27 protein-coding genes are annotated in these 25210 nt (G+C 73.0%); 10 read left to right on the top strand and 17 right to left on the bottom strand.

The genetic code is table 11. From position 1 onward, the window contains the following. The first annotated feature begins 99 nt into the window (after positions 1 to 99). The gene (locus tag ACIRU3_RS14975) at positions 100 to 1110 is read left to right on the top strand and encodes a CopD family protein (protein ID WP_404056144.1); all 1011 of its coding nucleotides are present in this window, start codon (positions 100 to 102) and stop codon (positions 1108 to 1110) included. Here ACIRU3_RS14975 and ACIRU3_RS14970 read toward each other — a convergent pair. From ACIRU3_RS14970 to ACIRU3_RS14945, 6 genes are all read right to left on the bottom strand, one after another. Next, the gene (locus tag ACIRU3_RS14970; protein WP_404056142.1) at positions 1107 to 2153 is read right to left on the bottom strand and encodes a zinc-dependent alcohol dehydrogenase family protein; all 1047 of its coding nucleotides are present in this window, start codon (positions 2151 to 2153) and stop codon (positions 1107 to 1109) included. The two genes, ACIRU3_RS14975 and ACIRU3_RS14970, sit on opposite strands and share 4 nt — an antisense overlap. A gap of 136 nt (positions 2154 to 2289) precedes the next feature. Then, positions 2290 to 3000 (bottom strand): VIT family protein, encoded by a 711-nt coding sequence (locus ACIRU3_RS14965; protein ID WP_404056140.1) that lies wholly within the window; start codon positions 2998 to 3000, stop codon positions 2290 to 2292. A 55-nt stretch (positions 3001 to 3055) separates the two neighbouring features. Beyond that, entirely contained in the window at positions 3056 to 4282 is a 1227-nt protein-coding gene (locus ACIRU3_RS14960) for an amidohydrolase family protein (protein ID WP_404056138.1), read from the bottom strand. After that, complete coding sequence (locus ACIRU3_RS14955) at positions 4279 to 5562, bottom strand: amidohydrolase family protein (protein WP_404056136.1); 1284 nt, start codon at positions 5560 to 5562, stop codon at positions 4279 to 4281. The genes ACIRU3_RS14960 and ACIRU3_RS14955 overlap by 4 nt, the downstream gene beginning before the upstream one ends. A 13-nt stretch (positions 5563 to 5575) precedes the next feature. Next, positions 5576 to 6460, bottom strand: coding sequence for an SDR family NAD(P)-dependent oxidoreductase (locus tag ACIRU3_RS14950; RefSeq protein WP_404056134.1), 885 nt, complete (start codon positions 6458 to 6460; stop codon positions 5576 to 5578). Between the two features lie 91 nt (positions 6461 to 6551). After that, the gene (locus ACIRU3_RS14945; protein ID WP_404056133.1) at positions 6552 to 7349 is read right to left on the bottom strand and encodes an acetoacetate decarboxylase family protein; all 798 of its coding nucleotides are present in this window, start codon (positions 7347 to 7349) and stop codon (positions 6552 to 6554) included. Between the two features lie 103 nt (positions 7350 to 7452). Between ACIRU3_RS14945 and ACIRU3_RS14940 the strand changes: the two genes are divergently transcribed. The 6 genes from ACIRU3_RS14940 to ACIRU3_RS14915 all read left to right on the top strand — a co-directional run bounded on the left by ACIRU3_RS14940 (position 7453) and on the right by ACIRU3_RS14915 (position 13040). Continuing rightward, positions 7453 to 8088, top strand: a complete 636-nt coding sequence (locus ACIRU3_RS14940) for a TetR/AcrR family transcriptional regulator (RefSeq protein WP_404056131.1) — start codon at positions 7453 to 7455, stop codon at positions 8086 to 8088. Between the two features lie 166 nt (positions 8089 to 8254). After that, positions 8255 to 9241, top strand: coding sequence for a DEDDh family exonuclease (locus ACIRU3_RS14935; RefSeq protein WP_404056129.1), 987 nt, complete (start codon positions 8255 to 8257; stop codon positions 9239 to 9241). 79 nt (positions 9242 to 9320) lie between these two features. Then, positions 9321 to 9554: a hypothetical protein gene (locus tag ACIRU3_RS14930; protein ID WP_404056127.1), complete on the top strand. Its 234-nt coding sequence runs from the start codon at positions 9321 to 9323 to the stop codon at positions 9552 to 9554. A gap of 16 nt (positions 9555 to 9570) precedes the next feature. Then, the gene (locus ACIRU3_RS14925) at positions 9571 to 10401 is read left to right on the top strand and encodes an SURF1 family protein (protein WP_404056125.1); all 831 of its coding nucleotides are present in this window, start codon (positions 9571 to 9573) and stop codon (positions 10399 to 10401) included. Positions 10402 to 10473: 72 nt separating this feature from the next. Further along, entirely contained in the window at positions 10474 to 12279 is a 1806-nt protein-coding gene (locus ACIRU3_RS14920; protein WP_404056123.1) for a glycoside hydrolase family 15 protein, read from the top strand. Between the two features lie 5 nt (positions 12280 to 12284). After that, a complete protein-coding gene (locus ACIRU3_RS14915) occupies positions 12285 to 13040 on the top strand; it encodes an SDR family oxidoreductase (protein ID WP_404056122.1) in 756 nt (251 codons plus the stop codon). Positions 13041 to 13050: 10 nt separating this feature from the next. On the opposite strand, the gene amaP is transcribed toward ACIRU3_RS14915, so the two are convergent. From amaP to ACIRU3_RS14890, 5 genes are read right to left on the bottom strand one after another with little or no spacing between them, the layout of a single operon-like run. Beyond that, entirely contained in the window at positions 13051 to 13632 is a 582-nt protein-coding gene (gene amaP, locus ACIRU3_RS14910; protein WP_404056120.1) for an alkaline shock response membrane anchor protein AmaP, read from the bottom strand. Positions 13633 to 13637: 5 nt separating this feature from the next. Further along, positions 13638 to 14276 (bottom strand): DUF6286 domain-containing protein, encoded by a 639-nt coding sequence (locus ACIRU3_RS14905; protein ID WP_404056118.1) that lies wholly within the window; start codon positions 14274 to 14276, stop codon positions 13638 to 13640. Next, positions 14273 to 14647 carry a hypothetical protein gene (locus ACIRU3_RS14900; protein WP_404056117.1) on the bottom strand — a complete coding sequence of 125 codons (375 nt, stop codon included), beginning with the start codon at positions 14645 to 14647 and terminating at the stop codon, positions 14273 to 14275. Before ACIRU3_RS14900 ends, ACIRU3_RS14905 begins: the two co-directional genes overlap by 4 nt. Positions 14648 to 14652: 5 nt before the next feature. Continuing rightward, positions 14653 to 14847, bottom strand: a complete 195-nt coding sequence (locus ACIRU3_RS14895; protein ID WP_404056115.1) for a hypothetical protein — start codon at positions 14845 to 14847, stop codon at positions 14653 to 14655. 48 nt (positions 14848 to 14895) lie between these two features. Continuing rightward, the gene (locus ACIRU3_RS14890) at positions 14896 to 15375 is read right to left on the bottom strand and encodes an Asp23/Gls24 family envelope stress response protein (RefSeq protein WP_404056113.1); all 480 of its coding nucleotides are present in this window, start codon (positions 15373 to 15375) and stop codon (positions 14896 to 14898) included. Between the two features lie 87 nt (positions 15376 to 15462). Here ACIRU3_RS14890 and ACIRU3_RS14885 point away from each other — a divergent pair, with 87 nt between their 5' ends. Next, complete coding sequence (locus ACIRU3_RS14885; protein WP_404056111.1) at positions 15463 to 16188, top strand: nucleopolyhedrovirus P10 family protein; 726 nt, start codon at positions 15463 to 15465, stop codon at positions 16186 to 16188. 28 nt (positions 16189 to 16216) lie between these two features. Here ACIRU3_RS14885 and ACIRU3_RS14880 read toward each other — a convergent pair whose 3' ends face one another. The 3 genes from ACIRU3_RS14880 to ACIRU3_RS14870 form a co-directional block, all read right to left on the bottom strand. Continuing rightward, the gene (locus ACIRU3_RS14880) at positions 16217 to 17020 is read right to left on the bottom strand and encodes an enoyl-CoA hydratase/isomerase family protein (RefSeq protein WP_404056110.1); all 804 of its coding nucleotides are present in this window, start codon (positions 17018 to 17020) and stop codon (positions 16217 to 16219) included. A 165-nt stretch (positions 17021 to 17185) separates the two neighbouring features. Further along, complete coding sequence (locus tag ACIRU3_RS14875; RefSeq protein ID WP_004002281.1) at positions 17186 to 17407, bottom strand: helix-turn-helix domain-containing protein; 222 nt, start codon at positions 17405 to 17407, stop codon at positions 17186 to 17188. A 335-nt stretch (positions 17408 to 17742) separates the two neighbouring features. Next, entirely contained in the window at positions 17743 to 19341 is a 1599-nt protein-coding gene (locus ACIRU3_RS14870) for an ABC-F family ATP-binding cassette domain-containing protein (protein WP_404056108.1), read from the bottom strand. Between the two features lie 572 nt (positions 19342 to 19913). Between ACIRU3_RS14870 and ACIRU3_RS14865 the strand changes: the two genes are divergently transcribed. After that, on the top strand, positions 19914 to 20804 hold the full coding sequence (locus ACIRU3_RS14865) for a neutral zinc metallopeptidase (RefSeq protein WP_404056106.1): 891 nt from the start codon (positions 19914 to 19916) through the stop codon (positions 20802 to 20804). A 67-nt stretch (positions 20805 to 20871) separates the two neighbouring features. Then, a complete protein-coding gene (locus tag ACIRU3_RS14860) occupies positions 20872 to 21282 on the top strand; it encodes a VOC family protein (RefSeq protein WP_404056104.1) in 411 nt (136 codons plus the stop codon). Positions 21283 to 21303: 21 nt separating this feature from the next. On the opposite strand, the gene ACIRU3_RS14855 is transcribed toward ACIRU3_RS14860, so the two are convergent. The 3 genes from ACIRU3_RS14855 to ACIRU3_RS14845 form a co-directional block, all read right to left on the bottom strand. Next, positions 21304 to 22572, bottom strand: coding sequence for a hypothetical protein (locus ACIRU3_RS14855; RefSeq protein WP_404056102.1), 1269 nt, complete (start codon positions 22570 to 22572; stop codon positions 21304 to 21306). A gap of 332 nt (positions 22573 to 22904) precedes the next feature. After that, complete coding sequence (locus ACIRU3_RS14850) at positions 22905 to 24032, bottom strand: alpha/beta hydrolase (protein WP_404056100.1); 1128 nt, start codon at positions 24030 to 24032, stop codon at positions 22905 to 22907. A gap of 88 nt (positions 24033 to 24120) precedes the next feature. Beyond that, positions 24121 to 24798 (bottom strand): class II aldolase/adducin family protein, encoded by a 678-nt coding sequence (locus ACIRU3_RS14845; protein ID WP_404056098.1) that lies wholly within the window; start codon positions 24796 to 24798, stop codon positions 24121 to 24123. Between the last annotated feature and the right edge of the window lie 412 nt (positions 24799 to 25210).

Here is a 25210-nt window from a genome sequence, read left to right as displayed (position 1 = left end):
CGCGCGGGCGGCCGGAAACGTACGTATGGGTGGAATGCCGTGGCGCCGGTTGTTTTCCTGGACTTGCCCGCTTCTGCCACGGCTGGTGAGGATCTCGGGGTGACCTTGATACGACCGACTGCCGGGGCTGCCGACGCGGACGGCCCGGCCCGACGGTCCGCCACCGTCCGGGCCGTCGCCGTCCTGGTCCTGGTGACCGAGGCCGCCCTGGTCCCGCTGCTCGGGCCGTCCGCCGCGCTGGACGGCACCGGGGAGGCCGCCGCCCCAGGGGTGGGCGGGATAGCGCTCCTGCGCGGGGTGCTGTTCGCCGCGCTGTGCGTGCCGCTCGGCGAGCTGTTCGTGCTCCGGCTCGCCCGGCGCCTTCCGGGTGCCCCGTCTGAACGGCCGCGCAGCTGGGCCCCGTTGGCGACCGGTGTGGGCTTTCTGGCCGCGCTCGCCCTCGCCTCGGTGGTGTCCACCGGCAACCTGGTCCCGCACAGCCTCGGCCAGATGGATGCGGCCGGCCTGTACGACTCCCGCGACGGCAAGCTGGCCCTGCTGGAGGTCAACGCCTTCCTGCTGGCGGCGCTGTGCGCGTTCGCACGCCGCCCGGCGGCGCAGGTGTGGCCGCTGGCCGCCGTGGTGGTCGCCGAGGCGCTGCGCGCACATCCCACGGCCGAGCAGAATCCACTGATCGGCTCGGGTCTGACGCTGGTGCACCTGACTTGCGCGGCGCTGTGGGTGGGCGGCCTGCTGCACGTGCTGCGGACCATCGGGCCGTGGCACGGCCACGCGGCCGGGGCGGCACTGCTGGGGCTCTATGCGCGCGTGGCCGCCGTTCTGCTCGCGGCCCTGACCGCGACCGGGGTGTGGAGTTCGCTGCGGCGCATGCCGGCGGCGACGCTTCTGGACCAGCTGACGACGACGGCGTACGGACGCACCCTGCTGGCCAAGGTGATCCTGGTCGCCGTCGTCGCCGTACTCGCCCTGTGGGCGCGGATCCGGCTGAGCCGGGCGGCCGACCCGCTGACCGCCTACGCCCCCGCGCGGGCCGAAGTGATCGCCCTCGGCGCCGTGGTGGCGGTCTCGGGTCTGCTCACGGCGCTGCCGCTGCCGATCCGCTGGTCCTAGCCGTTGGTGACGAGCACCTTGAGGGCGGTGCGCTCGTCCATCGCCTTGTAGCCGTCGGGGACGTCCTCGATGCCGACGGTCATGTCGAAGACCGGCGAGGGGTCGATCGTGCCGTCGAGGACGTCGGGCAGCAGGTCGGGGATGTAGGCGCGGACCGGCGCGACACCGCCGCGCAGGGCGATGTTCCGGTCGAACATGACGCCGAGGTCCAGGCCGGTGCCGCTGCCGTGGGGCACGCCCACGAACCCGATCGCGCCGCCGTCGCGGGTGATGTTCACGGCCGTCCGCATGGACTGCTCGGTGCCGACCGCCTCGACGACGGCGTGCGCACCCTGGCCGCGGGTGAGTTCGCGGACGGCCTCGACGGCCGCGTCCCCGCGCTCGGCCACGACGTCGGTGGCGCCGAAGCGGCGCGCGATGTCGGTGCGGACCTCGTGGCGGCCGAGCGCGATGATCCGCTCGGCGCCCAGCCGCTTGGCGGCCAGCACCGCGCACAGGCCCACCGCGCCGTCGCCGACCACGGCGACCGTGGCGCCCGGCCGGGCACCCGCGCCGAGGGCGGCGTGGTGGCCGGTGCCGAGCACGTCGGAGAGGGTGAGCAGGGCGGTCAGCAGATGGTCGTCGGAGGCCGCCTCCTTGGGCAGTTGGACGAGGGTGCCGTCGGCGAACGGCACGCGTACGGCCTCGCCCTGGCCGCCGTCGTAGCCGACGGAGCCCCAGAAGCCGCCGTGCTCGCAGGATGTCGTCAGGCCCTCGCGGCAGTAGTCGCAGACGCCGTCGGACCACATGAAGGGCGCGACCACCAGGTCGCCGCGCCGGACGGTGGACACCTCGGAACCGGTCTCCTCGACGACGCCGAGGAACTCGTGCCCGATGCGCTGTCCCGGCTGCCGGGCCGCCTCGCCCCGGTAGGCCCACAGGTCGCTGCCGCAGATGCAGGCGCGCAGCACCCGCACCACGGCGTCGGTGGGCAGCTGCACCACGGGCTCGGGCACGTCCTCCACGCGCATGTCGTAGGGGGCGTGGATGGTGGTGGCGCGCATGGCGAGGATCCTTCTCGTGCGGGGTGCGTGCGGTTGCGCCCAGGGGGTGGTCGAGCGCACTTCACCGTACGCCCCGGCCGCCGCGGGCCGCTCGCCGAGGGTGCCCCGGACCAGGCGGTACGGCGCGGCAGCCGCGCTACACGCCCGCCGCTCCGAGCAGGCTCCCCGCCGCGTACGTCACCCCCATGGCGAGCGCCCCGCCGACCACGTTCCGCAGCATCGCGCGCTTCGGGCCGGCCGCGCCCAGCCGGGCGCTGCTCCACCCGGTGAGGACGAGCGCGGCGAGCACGGACCCCACGGTCACCGGCAGCCGCAGGCCGGCCGGGGGCAGCACCATGGCCAGCAGGGGCAGCAGCGCGCCCGCGGTGAAGGCCACGAAGCTCGCCCAGGCCGCGTGCCAGGGGTTGGTCAGCTCGTCCGGGTCGATGCCCAGTTCCACGCGCGCGTGTGCCTTCAGTGCGTCCCGCGCGGTGAGCTGTTCGGCGGCCTCCCGGGCCACGTCCCGGGACAGGCCGCGGTCCTGGAGCAATTCGGTCAGCTCCTCCAGTTCGGCCGCCGGCTGCTCCTTGAGCTCCCGTTTCTCCATGGCCAACGCGGCCACCTCGGAGTCGCGCTGGGTGGAGACGGAGACGTACTCCCCGGCCGCCATGGACATCGATCCGGCGAGCAGCCCGGCGAGGCCGGCGGTGAGCAGGGCGGCCCGGTCCTGGGTCGCGCCGGCCACGCCGACGACGAGGCCCGCGGTGGAGACGATGCCGTCGTTCGCGCCCAGCACGGCCGCACGCAGCCAGTTCAGCCGGGAGCCGAGCGCTCCTCCATGGGCCTCGTCATGGGTTGGTTCCGTCACAGGACGGAGGATCGCACCCCGGGCGTCGCCCGACTCCCGCCGACACCCCCGCCCCTCACCACACCCGCACCGACGCTCCCCGCGCGAACACCGGGCTCGTCGCGTCCGCCGGCGGCTCCTCCAGTGGTTCGGCGATCTCCGCCACCGTCGGGCCCACCTTCGCCGCGATGGGGTCCAGGAGGTCCAGGTCGAAGCCGTAGACGCGGGCCGCGTTGCCGCCGAGCATGGCCGCGAGCTCCGCGCGCGGGACGCCGGCGTAGGCGAACCGCAGGCCCTCGCGGGTGTACGGGTAGGTGCCCTCGTCGTGCGGGTAGTCGCTGCCCCACATGATCTTGTCGATGCCGATGCGGTCGCGCAGCGGAACCTCGTGCGGCCGCATGAAGCTGGCGCCGACGAAGCAGTGCTCGCGCCAGACCCGGGACGGCGAGTCACCCATGCTCTCGGCCAGGCCCACGCCGAACCTGGCCTCGGCGGTGCCGGTCTTCGTAGCGGCCGCGACCAGACGGCCGTGGTAGTAGTCCAGCATGTCGAGGACTCCGGGGATCCAGCCGGAGCCCTGCTCGGTGAGGACCAGCCGCAGTCCGGGGTGGCGGCGGAAGATCCCGCCGAAGACCAGGTGCCACAGGGCGCGGTGGGAGAACCAGGTCGTCTCGACCATGAAGACCGCGCGGGCGGCGGGTTCGTCGCCGAGCGGTGGGGAGGCGGAGCCCGCGTGGTGGTTGACGGGGACGCCGAGTTCCGCGCAGACGGCCCAGATCGGGTCGTACGCGCGCGAGTACAGCTCGGGCAGGCCGGAGCCGGGCGGGGTGCCGGGCAGCATCAGGCCTCCCCTGAGGCCCGCCGACGCGGCCCGCCTGATCTCCTTGACCGCCTCGTCGACGTCGCCCAGGAGGATCTGGAAGACGCCGGCCCGGCGGCCGGGCGCGGCCGCGCAGAAGTCCGCCAGCCAGCGGTTGTGGGCGCGCAGGCCGGCCCAGCGGAGCTCGAGGTCCCCGGCGGTCGGGGCCGGCGCCATCAGGGAGCTGGACGGGAAGAACGGCGGGATGGTGTTCGGGAAGATCACCTCCGCGACGATCCCGTCCGCCTCCAGGTCGGCGAGGCGCCGTTCGGAGTTCCAGTTCCGGTCGGCCGAGTCGGCGAGCAGATCCTCGTGGGGGTTGACGTAGGTGGCCGCCCAGACGTCGAAGTCGTCGTGGTGGCGCTTCTCCAGGTACGGCTTGTAGTCGAGGAGATCGGCCCCCGCATGGCAGTCGGCGGAGATCACCGTGTACCGGTCGCTCACTGCGTCACCCCCAGCATCGGGAAGTCGTGGTCGGTCAGCCAGTGCCTGCCCACCTCGCGCGAGCGCGCCCAGGACGCCTCGACGGCCCTCTGGTCGGCCGGCTGGCCGAGGTCGGCGGGGGTGGGACCGATGCGCTCGGCCAGCGGCGTCAGCGTGCGCACGTCGAAACCGAAGGCCTCGGCCGCCGCCAGCCCGAGCATGCGGCGCGTCTCGCTCACCGGGATGTCGTGGAAGGTGCGCCGCAGCCACGCGCGCGTGTCGGGCCAGGTGCCCTCGGGATGCGGGAAGTCGCTGCCCCAGAGGATGTTGTCGACGCCGATCTCGTACCGCTGCGCCAGCTCGCGCCGCTTGGTGTTGGTGGCGCAGATGAAGACCTGCCGGTCGAGGTACTCGTGCGGCGGGCGCTTCAGCTCCTGGAACGGGGAGAGCTTCTTGCCGCCGTGCGCGCCGAGGTAGAGGCGGTCCATGAACCACAGCAGGTTCGGCAGCCACCAGCAGCCCGACTCGGCGACCCCGAACCGCAGTCCGGGATGGCGTTCGAAGACACCGGACCAGAGCAGGAACCACAGCGGCCGGGCCGGCCACCAGGTCACTTCGCTCACGTAGATGCCGAGGTGGTCGCCGTACTCCTCGCGCGGGGCCGCGCCGGAGTGGGTGAGCACCGGCATCCCGCACTCGGCGGCGGCCGCCCACACCGGGTCGTAACGGCGGTCGTGGTACGGCTCGCGGTCCGCCCACATGGCGGGGATCATCAGGGCGCCGAGGCCGGACTCCCGGGCCCGGTGGATCTCGGCGACGACCCGCTGGACGGGGGCCGTGACGGGCAGCAGGGCGACCCCGCAGTGCCGTTCGGGGTGCTCCGAGACGAAGTCCGCGAGCCAGCGGTTGTGTGCCTGGGCGCCCGCCATGCCCAGCTCCGGATCGTGGTCGCCGGAGAGGCCGAGGCCCACGCCGAAGGGGGCGGCGGTCCGGCTGTCCACGGCGTCGGCGTCCGGGAACACGACTTCGGCGGCCACACCGTCCCCGTCCAGCTCCTTCAGGCGCTGGGCCGCGTCCCAGCCGCCGCGCAGGCCTTCCTCGTTGTCGTGGAACCACTTGGTCGCGAACGCCTCGTTGCGGATGCCGAGCCGGGTCATCTCCTCGCGGCGCCGGTCGCGGCCCGCGAGGAACTCGTCGAAGTCCCGGTGGAAGCGGGACTCCAGGTAGGGCCGGTACTGCTCGGTGGGCAGCCCGGCGTGGCAGTCGGAGGAGATGATCAGATACGGGTCCTGGCCGGTCACAGCAGCCTCCCGGTCAATCGAGTATGAAGCTTTCGAGGTACGACGGGTTCGCGCGCTCCAGCATCGAGTGCGCCCGCGCGCGGATCTGGGCGTCGCTGTGCTCGCTCGCCGGCAGCAGCCAGAAGCGGTCGGCGCGGACGCCGTCCGCGACCAGTTCGGCGACCTCCTCGACGGGCGTGAAGCGGATCTCATGGCCGGCCGCGCGCATCGCCGCCTCCCACTGGCCGAGGCTGCGGTAGGGCGTCTTCCGGGGGCGCTGTTTGGCGTAGCGGGTCGGCCGGTTGCGGTGCGACTCCCACAGGCCGGTGCGCAGCATGTGCGGTCCGGGGAAGAGCACCGAGGCGCCCACGCGCGCGTGCTCCGCCTTCAGATGGGCGTACAGGGACTCGGTCATGGTGACGACGGCCGCCTTGGTGACCGCGTACACGGAGGCGGTCGGCAGGGGCGCGATGCCGCCGTCGCCGGAGGATGTGTTGACGACATGACCGCAGTGACCGGACTCGATCATCCGTGGCACGAACGCCTGGATGCCGTGGAAGACGCCCCACACATTGACGGCGAAGGCCCACTGCCAGTCGTTCGGCTCGTGCTCCCACATGCGCCCCTCGGCGCCCGAGCCGACGCCCGCGTTGTTGCACAGGACGTGTACGGCGCCGTAGGTCCCGTACGCCGACTCGGCCAGCTCCTGGACCTGTTCGCGTACGCCGACGTCGACCACGCGCGCGTGCACGTCGGCACCGTCCGCGCGCAGGTCCGCGGCGGCCTTGTCCAGCGCCGCCTCCTCGACGTCGGCGAGTACGACCTTCAGGCCCTCGGCCGCGAACCGCTGTGCCATCGCCAGCCCGATGCCGCTCGCCGCCCCGGTGACGACGGCGACCTGTCCCGCTCTCAGCTCCATGGTCGCTCATCTCCCCACGTCGCCCTGGCCGATCCGGCTCCCGGCCGGGGGTCTTGAAGGTCCGGGGACTGTCCCCCTGTCACACACGGCATCATGCGCTCCCCTCGGGGGGCCCGTCGTGGGCCTGGAGCGGGTCGTCGTAGCGCTGGTGGATGTACGGCAACAGGGCCTGTGCGTCGACTCGTTCGACCACACGGCCGCTCTGGTCACTGGTCTTCTCCCCGATGGTGACCTCACGCAGCCGCAGCACCGGGAGGTCGGCAACCGGGTCGTACAGGGACTCGCGGAGCACGACGTCCCCGGTGACGCGCTCCAGTCGGCGCACCTTCTCGTGGCGCACGCAGTGCACCAGCAGAGGGTCACCGTCGAACCCCGAACCGTCCACCGCGGGAAGGAACTTGAAGTAGAAGTCGGTCTTGCGCGCCGGCTCCGGAAGGGGCAGTTCGCCGCTCACCGCGCCGCGCACCTCCACGAAGGCGATGCCGTGCCGGGCCAGGGACGCCCGGACGACGAGGCCCTCCCGCTCGACGGTCACCTCGCCGAGTTTCTTGGGCTCGCCGAAGACCTCGCGGCCGCCGGTGAGCGCGCGTTCGTGGGTCATCGGCATCACCAGCGGGTACCAGCCCTCGACCTCGCCGTGCGCGGCGGCGACCGCGAAGGAGCCAGCGCCGAGCGGGTATCCGGGCAGGTCGACCTTGCTGATGTTCACCCGGACGAGCGGGCTGCCCGTGGGCTTCAGCGGTGGTGGCAGCACCGCCGCGACCGCGTCCGGGTCGGTCTCCCAGACGGCCACCACCCCGGTGGACCAGATGTCGGGGAGCCGCGCGCTCGCGGTGCGTGTGGCGGCGATCTCCCGCTCGGTCCGTGCGCCGTACCGTACGCGTGTCATACGTCGTACCGCCCTTCTTCTGACGGGCCGTCATCTGTAACACAGTTACAGCAGACCGCCCGAAGGGTAAATACGCGTGCACGAACGGAAGTTGGGGGGGACCATGCCGCATGGGCCGAGAGGCACCCTGAGCAGGGACGAGGTGCTGGACACCGCCGCCGCCCTGGTGCGGCGGCACGGCCCGGACGCGCTGACCATGCGGGGGCTCGCCGCCGAGCTGGGCACCGCCGTCACCTCGATCTACTGGCACGTCGGGGGCCGCGAGGCCCTGCTGGACGCCCTGGTGGAGCGGACCGTGGCCGGTCTCGGCGAGATCCGTCCGGCCGGGCGCACGCCCGAAGCGCGGGTCGTCTCCGTCGCGCGCGCCCTGCACCGGCAGCTGCGCGACCACCCGCACCTGGTGGCCCTGGTGCACGAGCGCGGGCTGACCGAGCGGATGTTCCTGCCCGCCCAGCAGGTCCTGGTGCGCGAGGCACACGCGGCGGGGCTGCGGGGTTCCCGGGCCGCCGAGTTCGTGCGGGCGGTGCAGTTCCAGGTCGTCGGGCATGTGCTGGTCGAGCGCAACCGCGAGCGCGCCCCTGTGCAGCGGCCCGGCGAGGAAGAGCTGTGGAGCACCGGGGTCGCCGGCACCGATCCCGCTCTGGCCCGCGCGCTGGCCCGCCCCGTCGACGCGGAGCGACTGTTCGTCACCTCCGTACGGGCGCTGGTGGGCGCACTGCTCGCACCGCGCGGAAAGTAGCCGCCCCGGGCCGACGCCCGGTCGGCCGCCCCGAACCGTCCTGCGGGTCCGCCGGATTGCGGGTACGCACGCGCGTGCGGTGACCGAGCACGAGCACGGGCCCGGGCGGACCGGCTCGGCCCCTGAGGGACAGCGCTGTCAGTCGCGGCCCGTATCCTCAGTGACCATGCTCGAAGACCGTGCGACCGCAGTGTCCTCCCCCACCCAGTGGCCGACCGCGTATCCGAAGGGATACGCGGTCGTTGACGTGGAGACCACCGGCCTGGCCCGGGACGACCGGATCATCTCCGCGGCCGTCTACCGGCTCGACGCACGCGGCGAGGTCGAGGACCACTGGTACACCCTGGTCAACCCGGAGCGCGATCCGGGCCCCGTATGGATACACGGTCTGACGAGCGACGTGCTCGAAGGGGCGCCGCTGTTCGCGGACGTCGCCGAGGAGTTCGCCACCCGGCTGGACGGCCGGGTGCTGGTCGCGCACAACGCGGTCTTCGACTGGCAGATGATCGCGCGCGAGTACGCGCGCGCGCAGCGCGAGGCGCCGGTGCGGCAGCGACTGTGCACCATCGCGCTGTCCAAGGAGCTGGGACTGCCCCTGCCCAACTTCAAGCTGGAGTCGCTGGCGGCGCACTTCGGGGTGGTGCAGCAGCGGGCGCACCACGCGCTGGACGACGCCCGCGTGCTCGCCGAGGCGTTCCGGCCCAGCCTGCGGGCCGCGGCGGCGGGCGACGTACGGCTGCCGCTGCTGGAGTGCCGGCCGCTGACGGAGTGGTCGGACACTCCCCGGATCGGCCGGCAGGCGAGCGGTGGCTACGGCGGGTACCGGCAGAGCAGTTGGCGCCCGTCCCGCAAGCGCCCCGCCTGCCCCCACCCCAACCCGGGTCGCTACCAGGACGGCAAACGTCTCAAACAGGGCATGCGGGTCGCCTTCTCGGGTGACACCTCCACCGAGCGGGAGCTGCTGGAGGACCGGGCGGCCGAGGCCGGACTGCACGTGGCGACGAGCCTGTCCCGGCTGACCAGCCTGCTGGTCACCAACGATCCCGAATCGGGCACCTCGAAAGTGGTCAAGGCGCGGCAGTTCGGCACCCCGGTCGTCGACGAGGCCGCCTTCGGGCAGCTGCTGAGGGATGTCGAGCCCGCCGGCGAGTGACCGTACGGATGGGTGATTCCCCACGACTCGCCCCGGCGCCCGCTCGCCCGGGCGCCGGTGACGGCTCACCCTGTGGCGCATGGCGACATGCGAAGTTTGCGGCAATGACTACGGAATGACCTTCGAGGTGCACGCCCAGGGCGCAGTGCATGTGTTCGACTGCTTCTCCTGCGCGATCCACCGCATGGCTCCCATCTGCGAGCACTGCCGGGTGCAGATCATCGGGCAGGGCGTCGAGGCGGAGGGCAACTGGTACTGCGGCGCCCACTGCGCCCGCCAGGACGGGAAGACGGGGGTGGTGGACCGGGTGTGACACGGAACCCGCCTGAATGCACCCCACGGCCCGGAGGTACCGTCGTGGGGTGCACCGCTACCGCTTCCTGCTGACCCGCCAGTGGGTGATCCTCACCCTCTTCGCGATCGCGCTGATCCCGACGATGATCAGGCTCGGCTTCTGGCAGCAGCACCGGTACGAGGAGCGCACGGCCCGCAACGACCTGGTCTCCGCAGCGCTGCACGCCAAGCCGGTCCCCGTGGAGCGGCTCACCTCGCCCGGTCACGCCGTGACCCGCACCGAGAAGTACCGCACGGTCACCGCGACCGGCACCTTCGATCCCTCCCGGGAGGTCGTGGTCCGGCGCCGGACCAGCTCCGACGACGAGGTCGGCTTCCACGTCCTGACCCCGCTCGTCCTCACCGACGGCAAGGTGCTGCTGGTCAACCGCGGCTGGATCCCCGCGAACGGCGTACAGACCGCCTTTCCCGAGATCCCCGCACCGCCCGCCGGGCGGACCACCGTCACCGGGCGGCTGAAGGCCGACGAGACCACCGCGGCGAGCGGCATCAAGAACGTCAAGGGCCTGCCCGACCGGCAGATCATGCTGATCAACAGCGCGGAGGAGGCGCGGCGGCTGGGCGCGAAGGTGCTCGGCGGCTACGTCGAACAGACCGCGCCCGAGCCCCGGGGCGGCTCACCGGAGCAGATCTCCGACCCCGGCAGCGAGGACGCCCCGCTGAACTACGCGTACATGATCCAGTGGTGGCTCTTCGCCGCGGCCGTCCCGGTGGGCTGGTGGTCCCTGGTCCGGCGCGAGATCCGCGACCGGGAGGAGACCGCGGCGGCGGAGACGCCGGAGAAGACGGCGCCGACGGCCGTCTGACGTCCCGGCAAGCCTCACTCCCCCGGCGCACCCCCCTGATTGGCGCCCAGGTCCACCGGGAAACCGCATCCCGTGAACGCGCGCATCGAGGACTACGCCCTCATCGGCGACGAGCAGACCGCGGCGCTCGTCGGCAGGGACGGCTCGATCGACTGGCTGTGCCTGCCCCGCTTCGACTCCGGTGCCTGTTTCGCCCGGATCCTGGGCGACGAGGACAACGGCAACTGGCGGATCGCGCCGAAGGGGGCGGACACCTGCACACGGCGCGCCTACCGGCCCGACACCCTCGTCCTCGACACCGAGTGGGAGACCGCCGAGGGCACGGTGCGCGTCACCGACCTGATGCCCCAGCGCGACCGCGCCCCCGACGTCGTACGCATCGTGGAGGGCGTCAGCGGACGTGTCACCGTCCACAGCACGCTCCGCCTGCGCTTCGACTACGGATCCATCGTCCCCTGGATGCGCCGCTCCGAGGGCCATCGGGTGGCCGTCGCCGGACCGGACTCGGTGTGGCTGCGCGCCGAGCCCCACGTGCACATCTGGGGCGAGGACTTCGGCACCCACGCGGAGTTCACCGTCGCCGAGGGCGAGCGGGTGGCGTTCGTGCTGACCTGGCATCCCTCGCACGAGCCGCGGCCCCGGCTCATCGACCCGTACCAGACCCTGAGCAACAGCGTCCGGGACTGGCGGCGCTGGGCCGGCCGCTGCCGGTACGACGGGCCGTACCGGGACACCGTCGTACGGTCCCTGATCACCCTCAAGGCCCTCACCTACCGGCCGACGGGCGGGATCGTCGCCGCGGCCACCACCTCGCTGCCCGAGGAGCTGGGCGGTGTGCGCAACTGGGACTACCGCTACTGCTGGCTGCGCGACTCCACCCTCACCCTCGGCGCCCTGCTGGCCGCCGGCTACCACAAGGAGGCGGAGGCCTGGCGCGACTGGCTGCTGCGCGCGGTCGCGGGCGACCCTGCGGAGCTGCAGATCATGTACGGCCTGGCGGGCGAGCGACGGCTGCCGGAGTGGGAGCTGCCCTGGCTGCCGGGCTTCGCCGGATCCGCGCCCGTACGCGTCGGCAACGGTGCCGTCGACCAGCTCCAGCTGGACGTGTACGGCGAGGTCATGGACTCGCTGTATCTGGCCCGCGAAACCGGCCTGAGCAGCAGGCCGCACATGTGGTCGCTGCAGTGCGCGCTGATGACGTTCCTGCAGTCGGCGTGGCGGCAGCCCGACGAGGGCCTGTGGGAGGTGCGCGGGGGCCGGCGCCAGTTCGTGCACTCGAAGGTGATGGCGTGGGTGGCCGCCGACCGTGCCGTACGGACGATGGAGCGGCGCCCCGAGCTGAAGGGTGATCTGGCTGGCTGGCGGGCGATGCGCGACGAGGTGCACCGCGAGGTGTGCGAGCAGGGCTACGACTCCCGGCGCAGGACCTTCACTCAGTACTACGGCTCGCGCGAGCTGGACGCCGCCCTGCTGCTGATCCCCCGCGTCGGCTTCCTGCCGCCCGACGATCCGCGGGTGATCGGCACGGTCGACGCGATCCGGGCGGACCTGGACCACGGCGGCTTCGTGCGCCGCTACGACACCGACGCCGTCGGCGTCGACGGCATGCCGGGCGGCGAGGGCTCCTTCCTCGCCTGCTCGTTCTGGCTGGCGGACGCCCTGCACATGACGGGCCGCACGGCCGAGGCCCGGGAGCTGTTCGAACGGCTGGTGGCGCTGACCAACGACGTGGGGCTGCTGGCCGAGGAGTACGACGCCGGGCTCGGCCGCCAGGTGGGCAACTACCCGCAGGCGTTCAGCCACATCGCGCTGGTGAACACCGCCCTCACGCTGTTCGGGGGCGGAGGGTCCACGGGGCCCGGGCACGGGGCAGGATAGGGGCCATGGATCTTGGACTGAAGGACCGGGTGTACATCGTCACCGGCGCCACGCGCGGGCTGGGCAACGCGGCCGCGCGGGAGCTGGTCGCCGACGGGGCGAAGGTGGTCATCACCGGCCGTGACCAGAAGCGGGTGGCCGAAGCGGCCGCCGGACTGGGCCCGAACGCGGTCGGCGTGGCCGTTCACAACGCCGACGCGGGGGCGCCCGAGCGGCTGATCGCGGCCGCCCGGGAGCACTTCGGCGGTTTCCACGGCGTCCTCGTGAGCGTCGGCGGGCCGCCGCCCGGCTTCGTCGCGGACAACACGGACGAGCAGTGGCGGGAGGCCTTCGAGTCGGTGTTCCTCGGCGCCGTACGGTTCGCTCGCGCCGCGGCGGCCGAGCTGGAGCCGGGCGGGGTCATCGGGTTCGTGCTGTCCGGCTCGGTGCACGAGCCGATCCCGGCGCTGACGATCTCCAACGGGCTGCGGCCGGGGCTCGCGGGGTTCGCCAAGTCCCTCGCGGACGAGCTGGGGCCGCGAGGCATCCGGGTGGTGGGACTGCTGCCGGCACGCATCGACACGGATCGCGTGCGGGAGCTGGACGCGTTGTCCGCGGATCCTGAGGCCACTCGGGCCGCCAATGAGTCGCGGATCCCGTTGCGCAGGTACGGGAGGCCCGAGGAGTTCGGGCGGGTTTCGGCCTTCCTGCTGTCTCCGGCGGCTTCCTACCTGACGGGGATCATGGTGCCCGTGGACGGCGGGATGAGGCACGGGTTCTGAGGGACAGCCCTCAACTCACCCTTTCTGCACGGTGCTTGACCGCCCTCAGCCGCACCTCCGCCGGAAGGGACGCCAATCCCGCCGACTCGCGCGCGTGCGTGAGGGCCTGGGCCGTGAAGTCCGTCAGAGCCGTCCCGGGGTCCGCCTCCGGCTCCAGCCGCAGCCGGGCCCGTACCGCGGGTGCCGTACGACGGCCCGTCAGCAGGGTCTCGATGTGGGCAACGCCCGGCCGGCGGGCCGCGTCCGCGGTCAGGGCGGACTCCAGGGACCTGCCGCGCAGCAGGGCGCCCTCGCCGTCGCCCGTGTCGACCAGGACCTCGGTCAGGCGGCGCCTGCGCAGGATCGCGGTGAGCCACCACAGGGCGAGCAGCACCAGGAGGGCGAGGGCGGCGATGACCGCCGGCCACCACCAGCCGGCGTCCCGCCAGTGGGTGCGCTCGGCCCTGCTGAGCAGGACGTCGTGCGGGCCGGAGTGGATCCACCGGTGGGGCGGCGGCGCGCCGAGGCCCACGGCCAGCACCGCGCCGCCCACGGCGAGCAGCAGCAGGCCCACGAGTCCCAGCAGGACGCGGTTGACCCGACCCCTGCGCATCCGCCTCACCCCTTCCGTCCGGGCCGGCGGACGTGCACCGACAGCCTGGGCGTGCGGGTCAGTCCGAGCCCGCGGGCCGCGGCGGTGAGCACGGCGTCCAGATCCGCGTGTACGTCGTCCAGGTCGCGAAAGTGCGAGACCACGCGGACGTCGGCCTTCTTCCGGTGCATCCGCACCCGTACCGCCCGCACGCCGGAGACCTCCATGGCCCGGTCACGCAGTACCTGGGCGGCCGCCTCGCGTTCGAGTCCGGCGCGGACGTCGGGTTGCGGGCGCCGCATGGGCAGCAGGTGCCGCAGCCCGGGCGTGAGGGCGAGCACGAGCAGCCACAGGCCGAGGGCTGCGGCGATGCCCGCTCCGGCCAGCACCCAGGCGTCGTCCAGGGGCCGCTGGGCGAGCTGGTGGGCCAGTGCGCGGCGCCAGTGCATCGCCGGACGGTGGGCGCGCACTGCGGCGATGTCGTAGAGGAAGAGGCCCGCGCCGGCCAGCAGGAGCGCGGCGACGATGCCCGCCGGGACGCGCCGCGGCGACCAGAAGCGGCCGCTGCCCTCGGGCAGCGGGGACGGTGGGGCGTCGGGGGGCTTGTCCAGATCGAGGACGGGCAGTCGCTGTGTGGTGCTCTCGGGTGGCCGGGGCTCGCTCATGGCGTCCTCCCGTGTGGCTCTCCGGGTGCCGGTGCCAGGTGCAGCCGCTCGACCTGGACGGCGACCCCCGGTACCTCCATGCTCACCAACTCGCCTACCCGCTCCGCGACTCGGCGACGCACGGCGGCACAGCGGGCGCCGATGTCGCACGGGTAGCCGAGTTCGAGGAGGACACGGACGCGGGCCGTGTCATGGTGGACGGCGACCGTGGCGTGCGGGGGTGCCGCGCCCGCGGGCAGCGGGGCGACCGCCTCGCGTGCGGCCTGGGCGGCGATCTTCGCGACGACCCGGTCGGCGATGCGTGTGGCGCCGCGCTCGCCCGGCGGTGCGAGGGCCAGGGGCGGGCGTACCGTGCCGGTCTCCGCGCTCATGGCGGTCACCGACGCCGGTCACGCCGGTCGTCGCGGGTGCGGAAGAAGTCGCCCGGTTCCAGGTCACCCTCCAGGAGTCGGCCGACGATGAAGCCGACGGCGCCCAGCGCCGCCACCAGCAGGAAGGCTCCGAACCCGCCGAAGTATCCGGCGAAGGCCAGCGCCATTCCGGCGATCATGCCGACCACGGCCATGCTCATGCAGCGCTCCTCAGCTCGTCGGGTCCGCGGACGCGGGTGTCCGGCGCCTCACTGGATCCGGGGCAGCTCGGGCTCCTCTTCCTCTTCTTCGGGAAGCTTGACGTCGCTCACCGCGATGTTGACCTCGACGACCTCCAGTCCGGTCATGCGTTCCACGGAGGCGATCACGTTCTCCCGTACCGCGCGCGCGACATCGCCGATGGACACGCCGTAGTCCACGACGATCTCCAGGTCGAGCGCCGTCTGGACCTCGCCGACCTCGGCCTTCACCCCCCGGGTCACCGACTTCGAGCCGGAGCCGCCCGGCACCCGGTCGCGCACGGCCCCGAAGGTGCGGGCCAGCCCGCTGCCCATGGCATGCACGCCGACCACGTCACGGGCGGCCAGTCCGGCGATCTTCTCCACGACGCCGTCGGCGATGGTCGTCCGCCCGCGCATGGCCGGGTCCCCGCCACCGCGTCTGGTGGCCTTGCGGGTCGACACCTGTGGTTCGTTGTCACCGTCTGGGGTCGTCGTCATCTCGGTCATCGCCGTACGTCCCTTTCGGTCGTCGTCCTGCGACCACCGTAAGCAAGGATGCTCGGTTGCGCGCCGGGGATGCGGCAGGCTGGAGGAATGACGGCGGACCGGTGGGCACAAGGGGTCAGGCATCAGCTGGGGCTGGGCAGGCTGTTGCCGCTCGGCGGCCCGCGCGACGGGACATGGATCGCGGAGGCCGCGGCCGTGGCGGTCCTCAGGAGCGCGGTGGCGGCCGGGGTGCCGGACGTGCGCCTCGGCACGGTGCGGATCTCGCTCGCCGATCCGGGGGACGTCCGTGAATCCGTCGTACCGCCTCCGCCGAGCGCCCTGTCCCCGGGCCCGCTCCGGGTGACGGCGGACTTCGCGGCCGCCGCGGCTGAGCCCCTGCCGGCGACGGCGTCCCGGCTCCGCCTGGCCCTGGCCACGGCAGCGGCGGAACGACTGGGCCTCACGGTCCCGGAGGTCGATCTCCGGGTGACGGACCTCCTGGAGGCGGCGGACACGCAGGCGGATTCCGTCCGCGCACCGCAGCCGCCGTCGGCACGGGAGACCACGGATCCGGACGAGTCCCGTGTGGTCGCCGCCGTGCTCTCCGTCCCCGGGGTGACCCGTCTGACGGGCTCGCTGGGGGGACTGGCCCGGGCCGTGCACATCGAGCAGCGCGCGGGCGACGCGTCGCTGCCCCACCGTCACGTCCGGGTGGAGGTGGCGGTGGGGTCGGACTACCGGGCCGTGGAGGTGGCCCGGAAGGTGCGTGCGGCGGTACGGCAGGCGTGCGAGGACCACCCGACGGTGGCGGTACTGGTCACGAGCGTGGAGTGAACGCCTCGCCGCGGGCGGGGCCGGCGGCTCATTCGCCGACGCCGGCCAGGTCCCGCAGTCGGCGGCCCTGAGCAGCCCGCTCGGCGGCACGCTGCTCGTCGTAGGTGCGGTCGACCGCACCCCGCAGCAACGCCTTGGTCTCCACCACCGCGTCCCGCGGCGCAGCCAGCAAGGCCGCGGCCAAGTCCCGTGCGGCACCGTCCAGTTCCCCGGCGGGCACCGCGAGGTTGGCCAGCCCGGCCGTCACCGCCTCCTCGGCCCCGACGAACCGCCCGGTCACGCAGATCTCGAGCGCGCGGGCGTACCCGACCAGGCCGACCAGCGGATGCGTGCCGGTCAGGTCGGGGACGATCCCGAGGGCGGTCTCACGCATGGCGAACTGCACGTCGTCAGCGACAACCCGCAGGTCGCAGGCGAGCGCGAGCTGGAACCCGGCACCGATGGCGTGCCCCTGGACGGCAGCGATGGACACGATGTCGTTCCGCCGCCACCAGGTGAACGCCTCCTGGAATTCGGCGATGGTCGCGTCGAGCCCGGCGTCGTCACGGCGCGCGAGATCGGTGAAGGTCGGCTCGCCCGGGATCCCCTCCGGGGTGAACATCTGTCGGTCCAGCCCGGCGGAGAAGGACTTGCCCTCGCCACGCAGCACCACAACACGGACGGAGCCCGGCAGCAGCCGGCCGGCCTCGGCGAGCGCCCGCCACAGGGCGGGGCTCTGCACGTTGCGCTTGGCCGCGTTGGTCAGCGTCACCGTGGCGAGCGCGTCGTCGACGGTGAGCCGTACGCCGTCCTTGTCGAGTACAGGAGCGAGGTCCTGGTCGGGCGAAGCCATGGGGCGCCTCCGATGAGTGCGGTCATCACACATTGCCGTTACGGCATGCTAAGTGACTGCACAGTAACCACCCGGCCGATCCGCGGATCCCCCGGGCCCCTCAAAGGGCCCAAGGGGAAACCACCGACCGGGTGGCCACCATCGAAGGCGATGGGCCGCCCGGAGTCAGGACGATGCGGCCTTCTTGCCCCGGGTCGCTCCGCCACGCCCACGAAGCGTGACGCCCGACTCACTGAGCATCCGGTGTACGAAGCCATACGAGCGGCCGGTCTCCTCGGCCAGCGCCCGGATGCTCGCACCGGAGTCGTACTTCTTCTTCAGGTCTGCCGCGAGCTTGTCGCGCGCGGCGCCGGTCACCCGGCTGCCCTTCTTCAGAGTCTCGGCCACCCGTGCCTCCTCATGGGAAGTGCGCTCTGGTCTCCTCATGATCACCCCTCCGGGGCGTGATGGCCACCCATTCGGCAAGGTCGGTGAGACATCGTTGTGACGACAGGAGCGCATCCCCACATACGGAATCTGTGATTCCACAGCGGAGTGTCCGTGGGGCCGAACGGGTGGATTCGCGAAGTGCCAGGTCAGAGACGCGAAGCGGCCGACCCCTTGGGGGCCAAGGGATCGGCCGCGAAATCGATGTACGACACACCTCGATACGAGGAGATCTCACACAGATGATGGATCACGGATCGGCCGAATGATCCATACGCAGTGGATCAGGCTTTCGATCAAGCCAGGGCGACGAGATCCGCGTAGCCGGAGCCCCACAGGTCCTCGACACCGTCCGGCAGCAGGATGATCCGCTCCGGCTGCAGCGCCTCCACAGCGCCCTCGTCGTGGGTGACGAGGACGACCGCGCCCTTGTAGGTGCGCAGGGCGCCGAGGATCTCCTCGCGGCTGGCGGGATCGAGGTTGTTGGTCGGCTCGTCCAGCAGCAGGACGTTCGCGGAGGAGACGACCAGGGTGGCGAGGGCGAGACGGGTCTTCTCGCCGCCGGAGAGGACGCCGGCGGGCTTGTCGACGTCGTCGCCGGAGAACAGGAACGAGCCCAGCACCTTGCGGACCTCGACGAGGTCCATGTCGGGGGCGGACGAGCGCATGTTCTCCAGGACCGTGCGGTCGGGGTCCAGGGTCTCGTGCTCCTGGGCGTAGTAGCCGAGCTTGAGGCCGTGGCCGGGAACGACCTCGCCGGTGTCGGGCTGCTCCGCCCCGCCGAGCAGACGCAGCAGGGTGGTCTTGCCGGCGCCGTTGAGGCCGAGGATGACGACCCGCGAACCCTTGTCGATGGCCAGGTCGACGTCGGTGAAGATCTCCAGCGAGCCGTACGACTTCGACAGGCCCTCGGCCATCAGCGGGGTCTTGCCGCAGGGCGCGGGCTCCGGGAAGCGGAGCTTGGCGACCTTGTCGGACTGGCGGACCGCCTCCAGGCCCGAGAGCAGCTTGTCCGCGCGGCGGGCCATGTTCTGCGCGGCGACCGTCTTGGTGGCCTTGGCCCGCATCTTGTCGGCCTGCGCGTTGAGGGCGGCGGCCTTCTTCTCGGCGTTGGCGCGCTCGCGCTTGCGGCGCTTCTCGTCGGCCTCGCGCTGCTGCTGGTAGAGCCTCCAACCCATGTTGTAGACGTCGATCTGGGCACGGTTGGCGTCCAGGTAGAAGACCTTGTTCACGACCGTCTCGACCAGGTCGACGTCGTGGGAGATCACGATGAAGCCGCCGCGGTAGGTCTTCAGGTAGTCGCGCAGCCAGATGATCGAGTCCGCGTCGAGGTGGTTGGTCGGCTCGTCCAGGAGCAGGGTGTCGGCGTCCGAGAAGAGGATGCGGGCCAGCTCGATACGGCGGCGCTGACCGCCCGAGAGCGTGTGCAGAGGCTGACCGAGCACCCGGTCGGGCAGGTTGAGCGCGGCGGCGATGGTGGCGGCCTCGGCCTCGGCGGAGTACCCGCCCTTGGTGAGGAACTCCGTCTCCTGGCGCTCGTACTGCTTGAGGGCCTTCTCCCGGGTGCCGCCCTTGCCGGTCGCGATGCGCTCCTCGTTCTCGCGCATCTTGCGGATCAGTATGTCGAGGCCGCGGGCGGAGAGGATGCGGTCGCGGGCGAGGATGTCGAGGTCGCCGGTGCGGGGATCCTGCGGGAGGTAGCCGACCTCGCCGGAGCGGGCGACGGCGCCGGAGGCCGGGATGCCTTCGCCGGCGAGGACCTTGGTGAGGGTGGTCTTGCCTGCGCCGTTGCGGCCGACCAGGCCGATGCGGTCGCCCTTGGCGACACGGAAGGTGGCGTTCTCGATGAGGACGCGCGCACCGGCGCGCAGCTCGATACCGGAGGCGGAGATCACGGACAGACTCCAGGGCTGGGGGTCCCCCTCGGACGAGGCCGAGAGTGGGGGAAGGACTGACGGTGGGCGGCTGAGGGCGTTCCCGCCGTCTAATGCGCGAGGAGAATGGCCATGGGCCAAGTCTAACGGGGGCATGCAAGCGGTTTTTCTATGTGCGTGCGTTCGGACCGCCGCCCGAAGGGGCGCTGAGCATGGGAAGGACGGTCCGCTGTGATACGCCCCACGCCACCCGCCGCCACGAGCGCCACGAGCGGCACTCCCGGTCCGGACGACGCAGCCTCGCGGGCGGGCAGGGTCCGGCGAGGGTCGCCGGCGCCCTCGTGGGCGGGAGTCGGCCGGTGGCGCCGGGCGGGGCGCGCTGCGGGTGCGCGGAGCGGCCGCCGGTGGCGGTGCGGGTGACGGTGACGGCCGTCACGCGCGCGAGGGGCGTCGGCCGCTGGAGGTGCGTCCCGCGCGGGGAGCGCGGCGTAATCCGTTCGAGTGTTCGTCCGGCGGTCGGGGCGGGTTGCCGGGTAGGGATGGCGCCGGGGTTCGGACGACCGGCGCGGCGGCGCGGGCAAAGGCGGTGACGCGTGCAGTTCGACGACGACGCGAACCTGGACACCTCCGAGGTGCAGGATGTGCGCGGAAGCCGGATTCCGGGCGGAAAGGCGACCATCGGGGGCGGCCTCGTGGGGCTGATCGCCCTGCTGCTTGCGCTCTTCCTGGGCATCGGCCCGGACCAGCTGGGGCTGTCCTCCGGCGGCGACTCGGCCGCGCCCACCTCCTCCTCGCTGGACCAGGTCCAGCAGACCTGCCGTACCGGGCGGGACGCGAACACCCGGGACGAGTGCCGGGTGGTGGCGGTCGTCAACAGCGTGCAGGACTACTGGGCGCAGGAGTTCCGCAGCCACCGGGAGACCTACACCAGGTCGCCGACGGTCTTCTTCAGCGGCCGGGTCGGCACGGCGTGCGGCACGGCGACCTCCGCGGTCGGGCCCTTCTACTGCCCCGGGGACCGCAAGGTCTATCTGGACCTGGGCTTCTTCGACGAGCTGCGGACGAAGTTCGGGGCGAGCGGCGGGGCGTTCTCACAGGCGTACGTCGTGGCGCACGAGTACGGGCACCACGTGCAGGACCTGCAGGGCACGCTGGGCCGCTCCCAGGACGGGCTGACGGGCGCGAACAGCAACTCGGTGCGCACGGAGCTGCAGGCGGACTGCTACGCCGGGGTCTGGGCGCACCACGCGACGACGACGCCGGACGAGTCGACCGGGCGGCCGCTGATCACCAGCCTGACGGCGGCGGACATCCGGGACGGGCTGGACGCGGCGGCGACGGTGGGCGACGACCGGATCCAGGAGCGGTTCCAGGGACGGGTGACGCCGGAGACGTGGACGCACGGGTCGGCGCAGCAGCGGCAGCAGTGGTTCCAGCAGGGGTACCGGACCGGTGACCCGTCCCGGTGCGACACATTCCGCTGAGGCGTTGTCAGTGGTGGCTGCAACACTCACAAGCACGACGGGACCGACGTACGAAGGAGTGATCGGCATGGCGGGCACGGGCGGACGGCCGAGCATCTGTCCGACGCTGCTGTACGCGGACGCGAAGGCGGCGATCAGGCAGCTCACGGAGGCCTTCGGCTTCACCGAGCTGTCGGTGTACGAGACGGAGGACGGCTCGGTGATGCACGCCGAGCTGGTGCAGGGCAACGGCGCGGTGATGGTCGGCTCCAAGGGCCGCGGCGGCCTGTTCGACACGGCGATGAAGGACGCGGGGCCCGCGGGGGTGTACGTGGTCGTGGACGATGTCGACGCCCACCACCAGCGGGCCGTGGAGCACGGCGTGGAGATCCTCATGCCCCCGACGGACCAGGACTACGGCTCGCGGGACTACATGGCCCGCGACGCCGAGGGCAACATCTGGAGCTTCGGCACGTACGCCCCCGAGATCGGCGCCTGAGCTGCCCGTCCCGCCCCTCGGTCAGCCCCCGGTGTGCACCTGGAAGGCGGCCCGGCGCACGGCCTTGGCCAGGGCCGGGTCCGGGTGGGCGGCGGCGAGTGCGACCAGGACCTGCACGGTGCGCGGGTGACCGACGGCGCGGACCTCGTCCAGCAGCACGGGGACGGTGGGCTGCACCGCGGCCTCCAGGTGCCGTACCAGCATGTCCGTCTCCCCGTGGTCGGCGACGGCGGCGGCGGTGTCGACCCACAGCCAGGTGGCCTCCTCGCGGGTGAGGACCTCGTGGGCGTCCTCCGGGTCGATACCGTCGTGCTCGGCGAGCCACAGCAGGGCGTACGGCCTCAGGGCCGGCTCGTCCACCACGGCGCGCACGTCGGGCTCGGCGGGGGCGCCGACGACGCGCAGCGCCTCGAAGGCGAGTCCGCGCAGCAGGGCGTCCTCGCCGCGGGCGCCGCCGAGCAGTTCGGTGACGGCGCTGCCGACGGGGCGGGCGGCGAGCCAGGCGCGGTACTCGGCGCGGGCCGCGTTGGGGCGGAGCTGGGCGCAGCCGCGGAGCATGTCCTCGGCCGACTGCTCGATGTTGCCGGCGGGGCTCTGCGCGGCCACGCAGATCTGCTCCAGCTTGACCCAGACCGCCCAGCTGCCCAGCGGGGTGAGCGTGGCGTGGCCGTCGCCGTAGGTCAGGGCGCCGACGGAGCCGAGGGCCTGGAGGGCCCAGTCGAGAAGGGGCGCGAGCGGTGTGTCGCCGACGGGTGCGGGTTCCGCCGGTCTCAGGATCCCCGCGGGGCCTGCGGAGTCGGGCCCGTAAGGGATCTCGCAGCGCTCGGTCCGCAGTTCGGTGACGCGCTGCTGGAGCAGGTCGAGCAGCTGCTCGACCGGGACGGGCCCGGCGGAGAGCTGAAGGAAGGAGAGCACCTGGGGCAGGGCCGAGACGACCTCGGCGACGGCGGCCGGCTCGTGGTCCTCGGGTTCCGGGCAGGCCAGCGACCAGGCGTCGAAGAGGGCGACCCAGCCGCGCAGCACGGCACTGTCGTCGCGGTCCCAGGCGCGCAGGCGCCAGCCGGGGCGCGCGCTGTCCCCGTGCACCTCGACGAGTCCGGCGAGGCGTGCGGTGTCCCAGTCGGCGCGGATCTGAGCGGCACTCAGGCCGAGGTCGGCGGCGGCGCGTTCGGCGGTCGCCTCGGAGAGGGTGGCCTTGCCGTCGGCGGTGGCGCCGTCACGGCCGGGGCCCAGGGAGGTGTCGGCCCAGCGGGCGACACGGACCGCGCCGGCCAGGCCGGTGCGCGCCATTCTGGCCAGTTCGGCGGGGGCCGGGGTCCCCTCCGGCGGCCGGGGTGCGGGGCGCCGTGGGCGCCGCTGGTTCACAGCTCTGGGGGCGGCGGCCAGGGGTCGCGGTCGGACGAGTCGAAGCCTGGAGTCGCGCGGGATACGGGACGTCACGGGTGCAGTCTTCCGGTTGACGGTCCGAAAACCCAAACGGAATGTCACGCGGGGCGACGGGGCTGGCCAACGCACCGGGTCCGAGGCCGGGCGAGGAGTCATGATCAAGCCACTCGTACGGCCTTAAACGGAACGGCTGGAACCGGGGTGTCCGCCCTGTGCCGGAGGGAGCGGCCGCGTCCTCACATCAGCGGGGTCAGGAATCGGCGCAGGCGCTCCTCGTACTCCACCGGGTCGGCGTTCCACATCGCCGCGTGCGGGGCGTGCGCCACGGTGTGCAGGGCCACGCGGTCGGGGCGGCGGGCGGCGAGGCGGCGGGAGTACTCCCAGGGGGCCACCGTGTCGTCCGGGCCGTGGATGATCAGAGTGGGTACGGCGAGCAGCTCGGGGTCGGCGGTCTCGGCCGCCCGGTCGGCGTCGAGACCGGCCCTGCCCTGCGCGGCCCGCACCGCGAGCGGCAGCAGGGGTTCGGGGGTGTGGCGGGCCTGGGCGAGGGCCCGCAGGGTGGCCTGCCAGCTGAGCACCGGCGAGTCGAGGACCAGCCCGGCGACCCGGTCGCGCACGACGGAGTGCTCGGCGGCGCGCAGGGCCATGGTGGCGCCGGTGGACCAGCCGAGGAGGATGACTCGGCGGGCGCCGTAGCGCACGGCGTAGCGGATCGCCGCGTCCACATCGCGCCACTCGGTCTCGCCGAGGTGGTTGAGGCCGTCGGGCGGGCGCGGGGCGCCGAGGTCGCCGCGGTAGGCGAGCGCGAGGACCGGCAGCCGCCGGCCGTGCAGGAATTCCATGACGTTCATGGCGTGCTCGCGGGTGGTGCCGAGGCCGTGCACCGCGATCACCCAGGTGTCCCGGTAGCCGGGCACGAACCAGGCGGGCAGGGCACCGAGCTCGCCGGGCACGTCGATGTCCGCGTGGTCCAGGCCGAGGGCGGCGCCGGGGTTGCCGACGTACACGTTCGGGGTGAGCCACACGCCGTCGCCGGGGGCGAGCGTGCCGTGTGTGACGCGTACGAGGCGGCGCACGACGGTGTCGGCGGTGTGCGCGGCCGCCTCCAGGACGGGGCCGACGACCGCGTGGGAGCCGTCGCCGGCCAGGCCGTAGCTGCCGGGGCGCAGCGAGGCCAGGTCGCGGGTGAGGGTGATCTGCCCCGCTGCCGTGCCGTGCACGGTGAGCCGGGGTTCGGTTGGCAGCGGACGTCCCGGGGGCGCCTTCAGCGCGGCGTCACTGGCGAGGCGCCCGGCGGCCACGGATGCCGCGCCGGCGGCCAGGACCGCGGTGAGTGCGGCGGCGGTCGCTTTGACTGTGCGCACGGGTCCAGTGTCGTGGCGGTCCGGGCCGACGGCCAGTGGAGGGGCGGGACGTGGGAGGGAGCGACGGGCGGGCCTGCGCGGCACGCGGTCACCGTCGTTGGCCGTATCCCTGCAGACGTGTGCCGGCCTCGGCCATCTGCGCCTCCGTCAGCAGGGAGGGCCTCAGGCCGGGTACCGAGGACGCCGTCAGCCACAGGCGGCACATCCACTCCAGCTGGGCGGTGCGGTCGTAGGCCTGGTCGAGGGTGGTGCCGTAGGTGATCGTGCCGTGGTTCTGGAGGAGGCAGCCGGCGCGGCCGGCGAGGGCGTCGAGCATGTTCTCGGCCAGCTCGTCGGTGCCGTAGGTCGCGTAGGGGGCCACCCGGACGCGACCGTCGCGGCCGCCGAGGGCGACGGCCATGTAGTGGATCGGGGGCAGCTCGGTCACGAGGGTGGAGACGGCCGTGGCGTGCACGGCGTGGGTGTGGACGACGGCGCGTGCGTCGGTGGTGCGGTAGACCGCGAGGTGCATGGGCAGTTCGCTGGTCGGCACGAGGGTGCCGACCACCTGCCGCCCGCCGAGGTCCACGCCGGTGATGTCGTCCGGGGTGAGCCGGTCGTAAGGCAGGCCCGACGGCGTGACCAGCACAAGGTCCCCGACGCGCGCCGAGACGTTGCCCGAGGTGCCGACGACCAGCCCGTCGGCGACGCTCCGGCGGGCCGTGGCGACCAGTGCCTCCCAGACACGCGCCGCTTCCCGTCCCGCATCCCGCCGCTGTTCACCCATGCCGCGATCCTGCCAGCCGGCCCGGCACGGAGCGGTCCTCCCGTGCGGATCGGGCCGGAAGTCGTACCGCCGAACGGGTGAACATTCCGGCGAAGCGCCGTAAATCTGGCCGCTTCCGTGATCATCGGGCGCCAAGTGATCCTTCCTACTCACTGGAAGACGTTCCGCCGCCGCTCCGGGGGACGCACGGCTCGTGACCGCCCACCGTCCGGCTCCTGTCACCGCGCGGGCGTTCTCGCGGCCGCCACCGTGACACCGGCCCTCGCGGGCACCCAGGCGGCATCCGCCCGGCCACCGGCATCCGCGGCGGGCCCGCTCGGAGGGCAGGACGTGTCGCCCCGTCACCGGCACCACGGCACCGACGGCGGTTGCAGGGTGACCAGAATCTCTTCAACGGGCGGCCGAGCGGGCT

This window comes from Streptomyces sp. NPDC101151 (assembly GCF_044768335.1).
Classification (GTDB): Bacteria; Actinomycetota; Actinomycetes; order Streptomycetales; family Streptomycetaceae; genus Streptomyces.
Note: the sequence above shows the minus strand (reverse complement) of the source record. Positions and strands in the feature narration are given on the sequence as shown.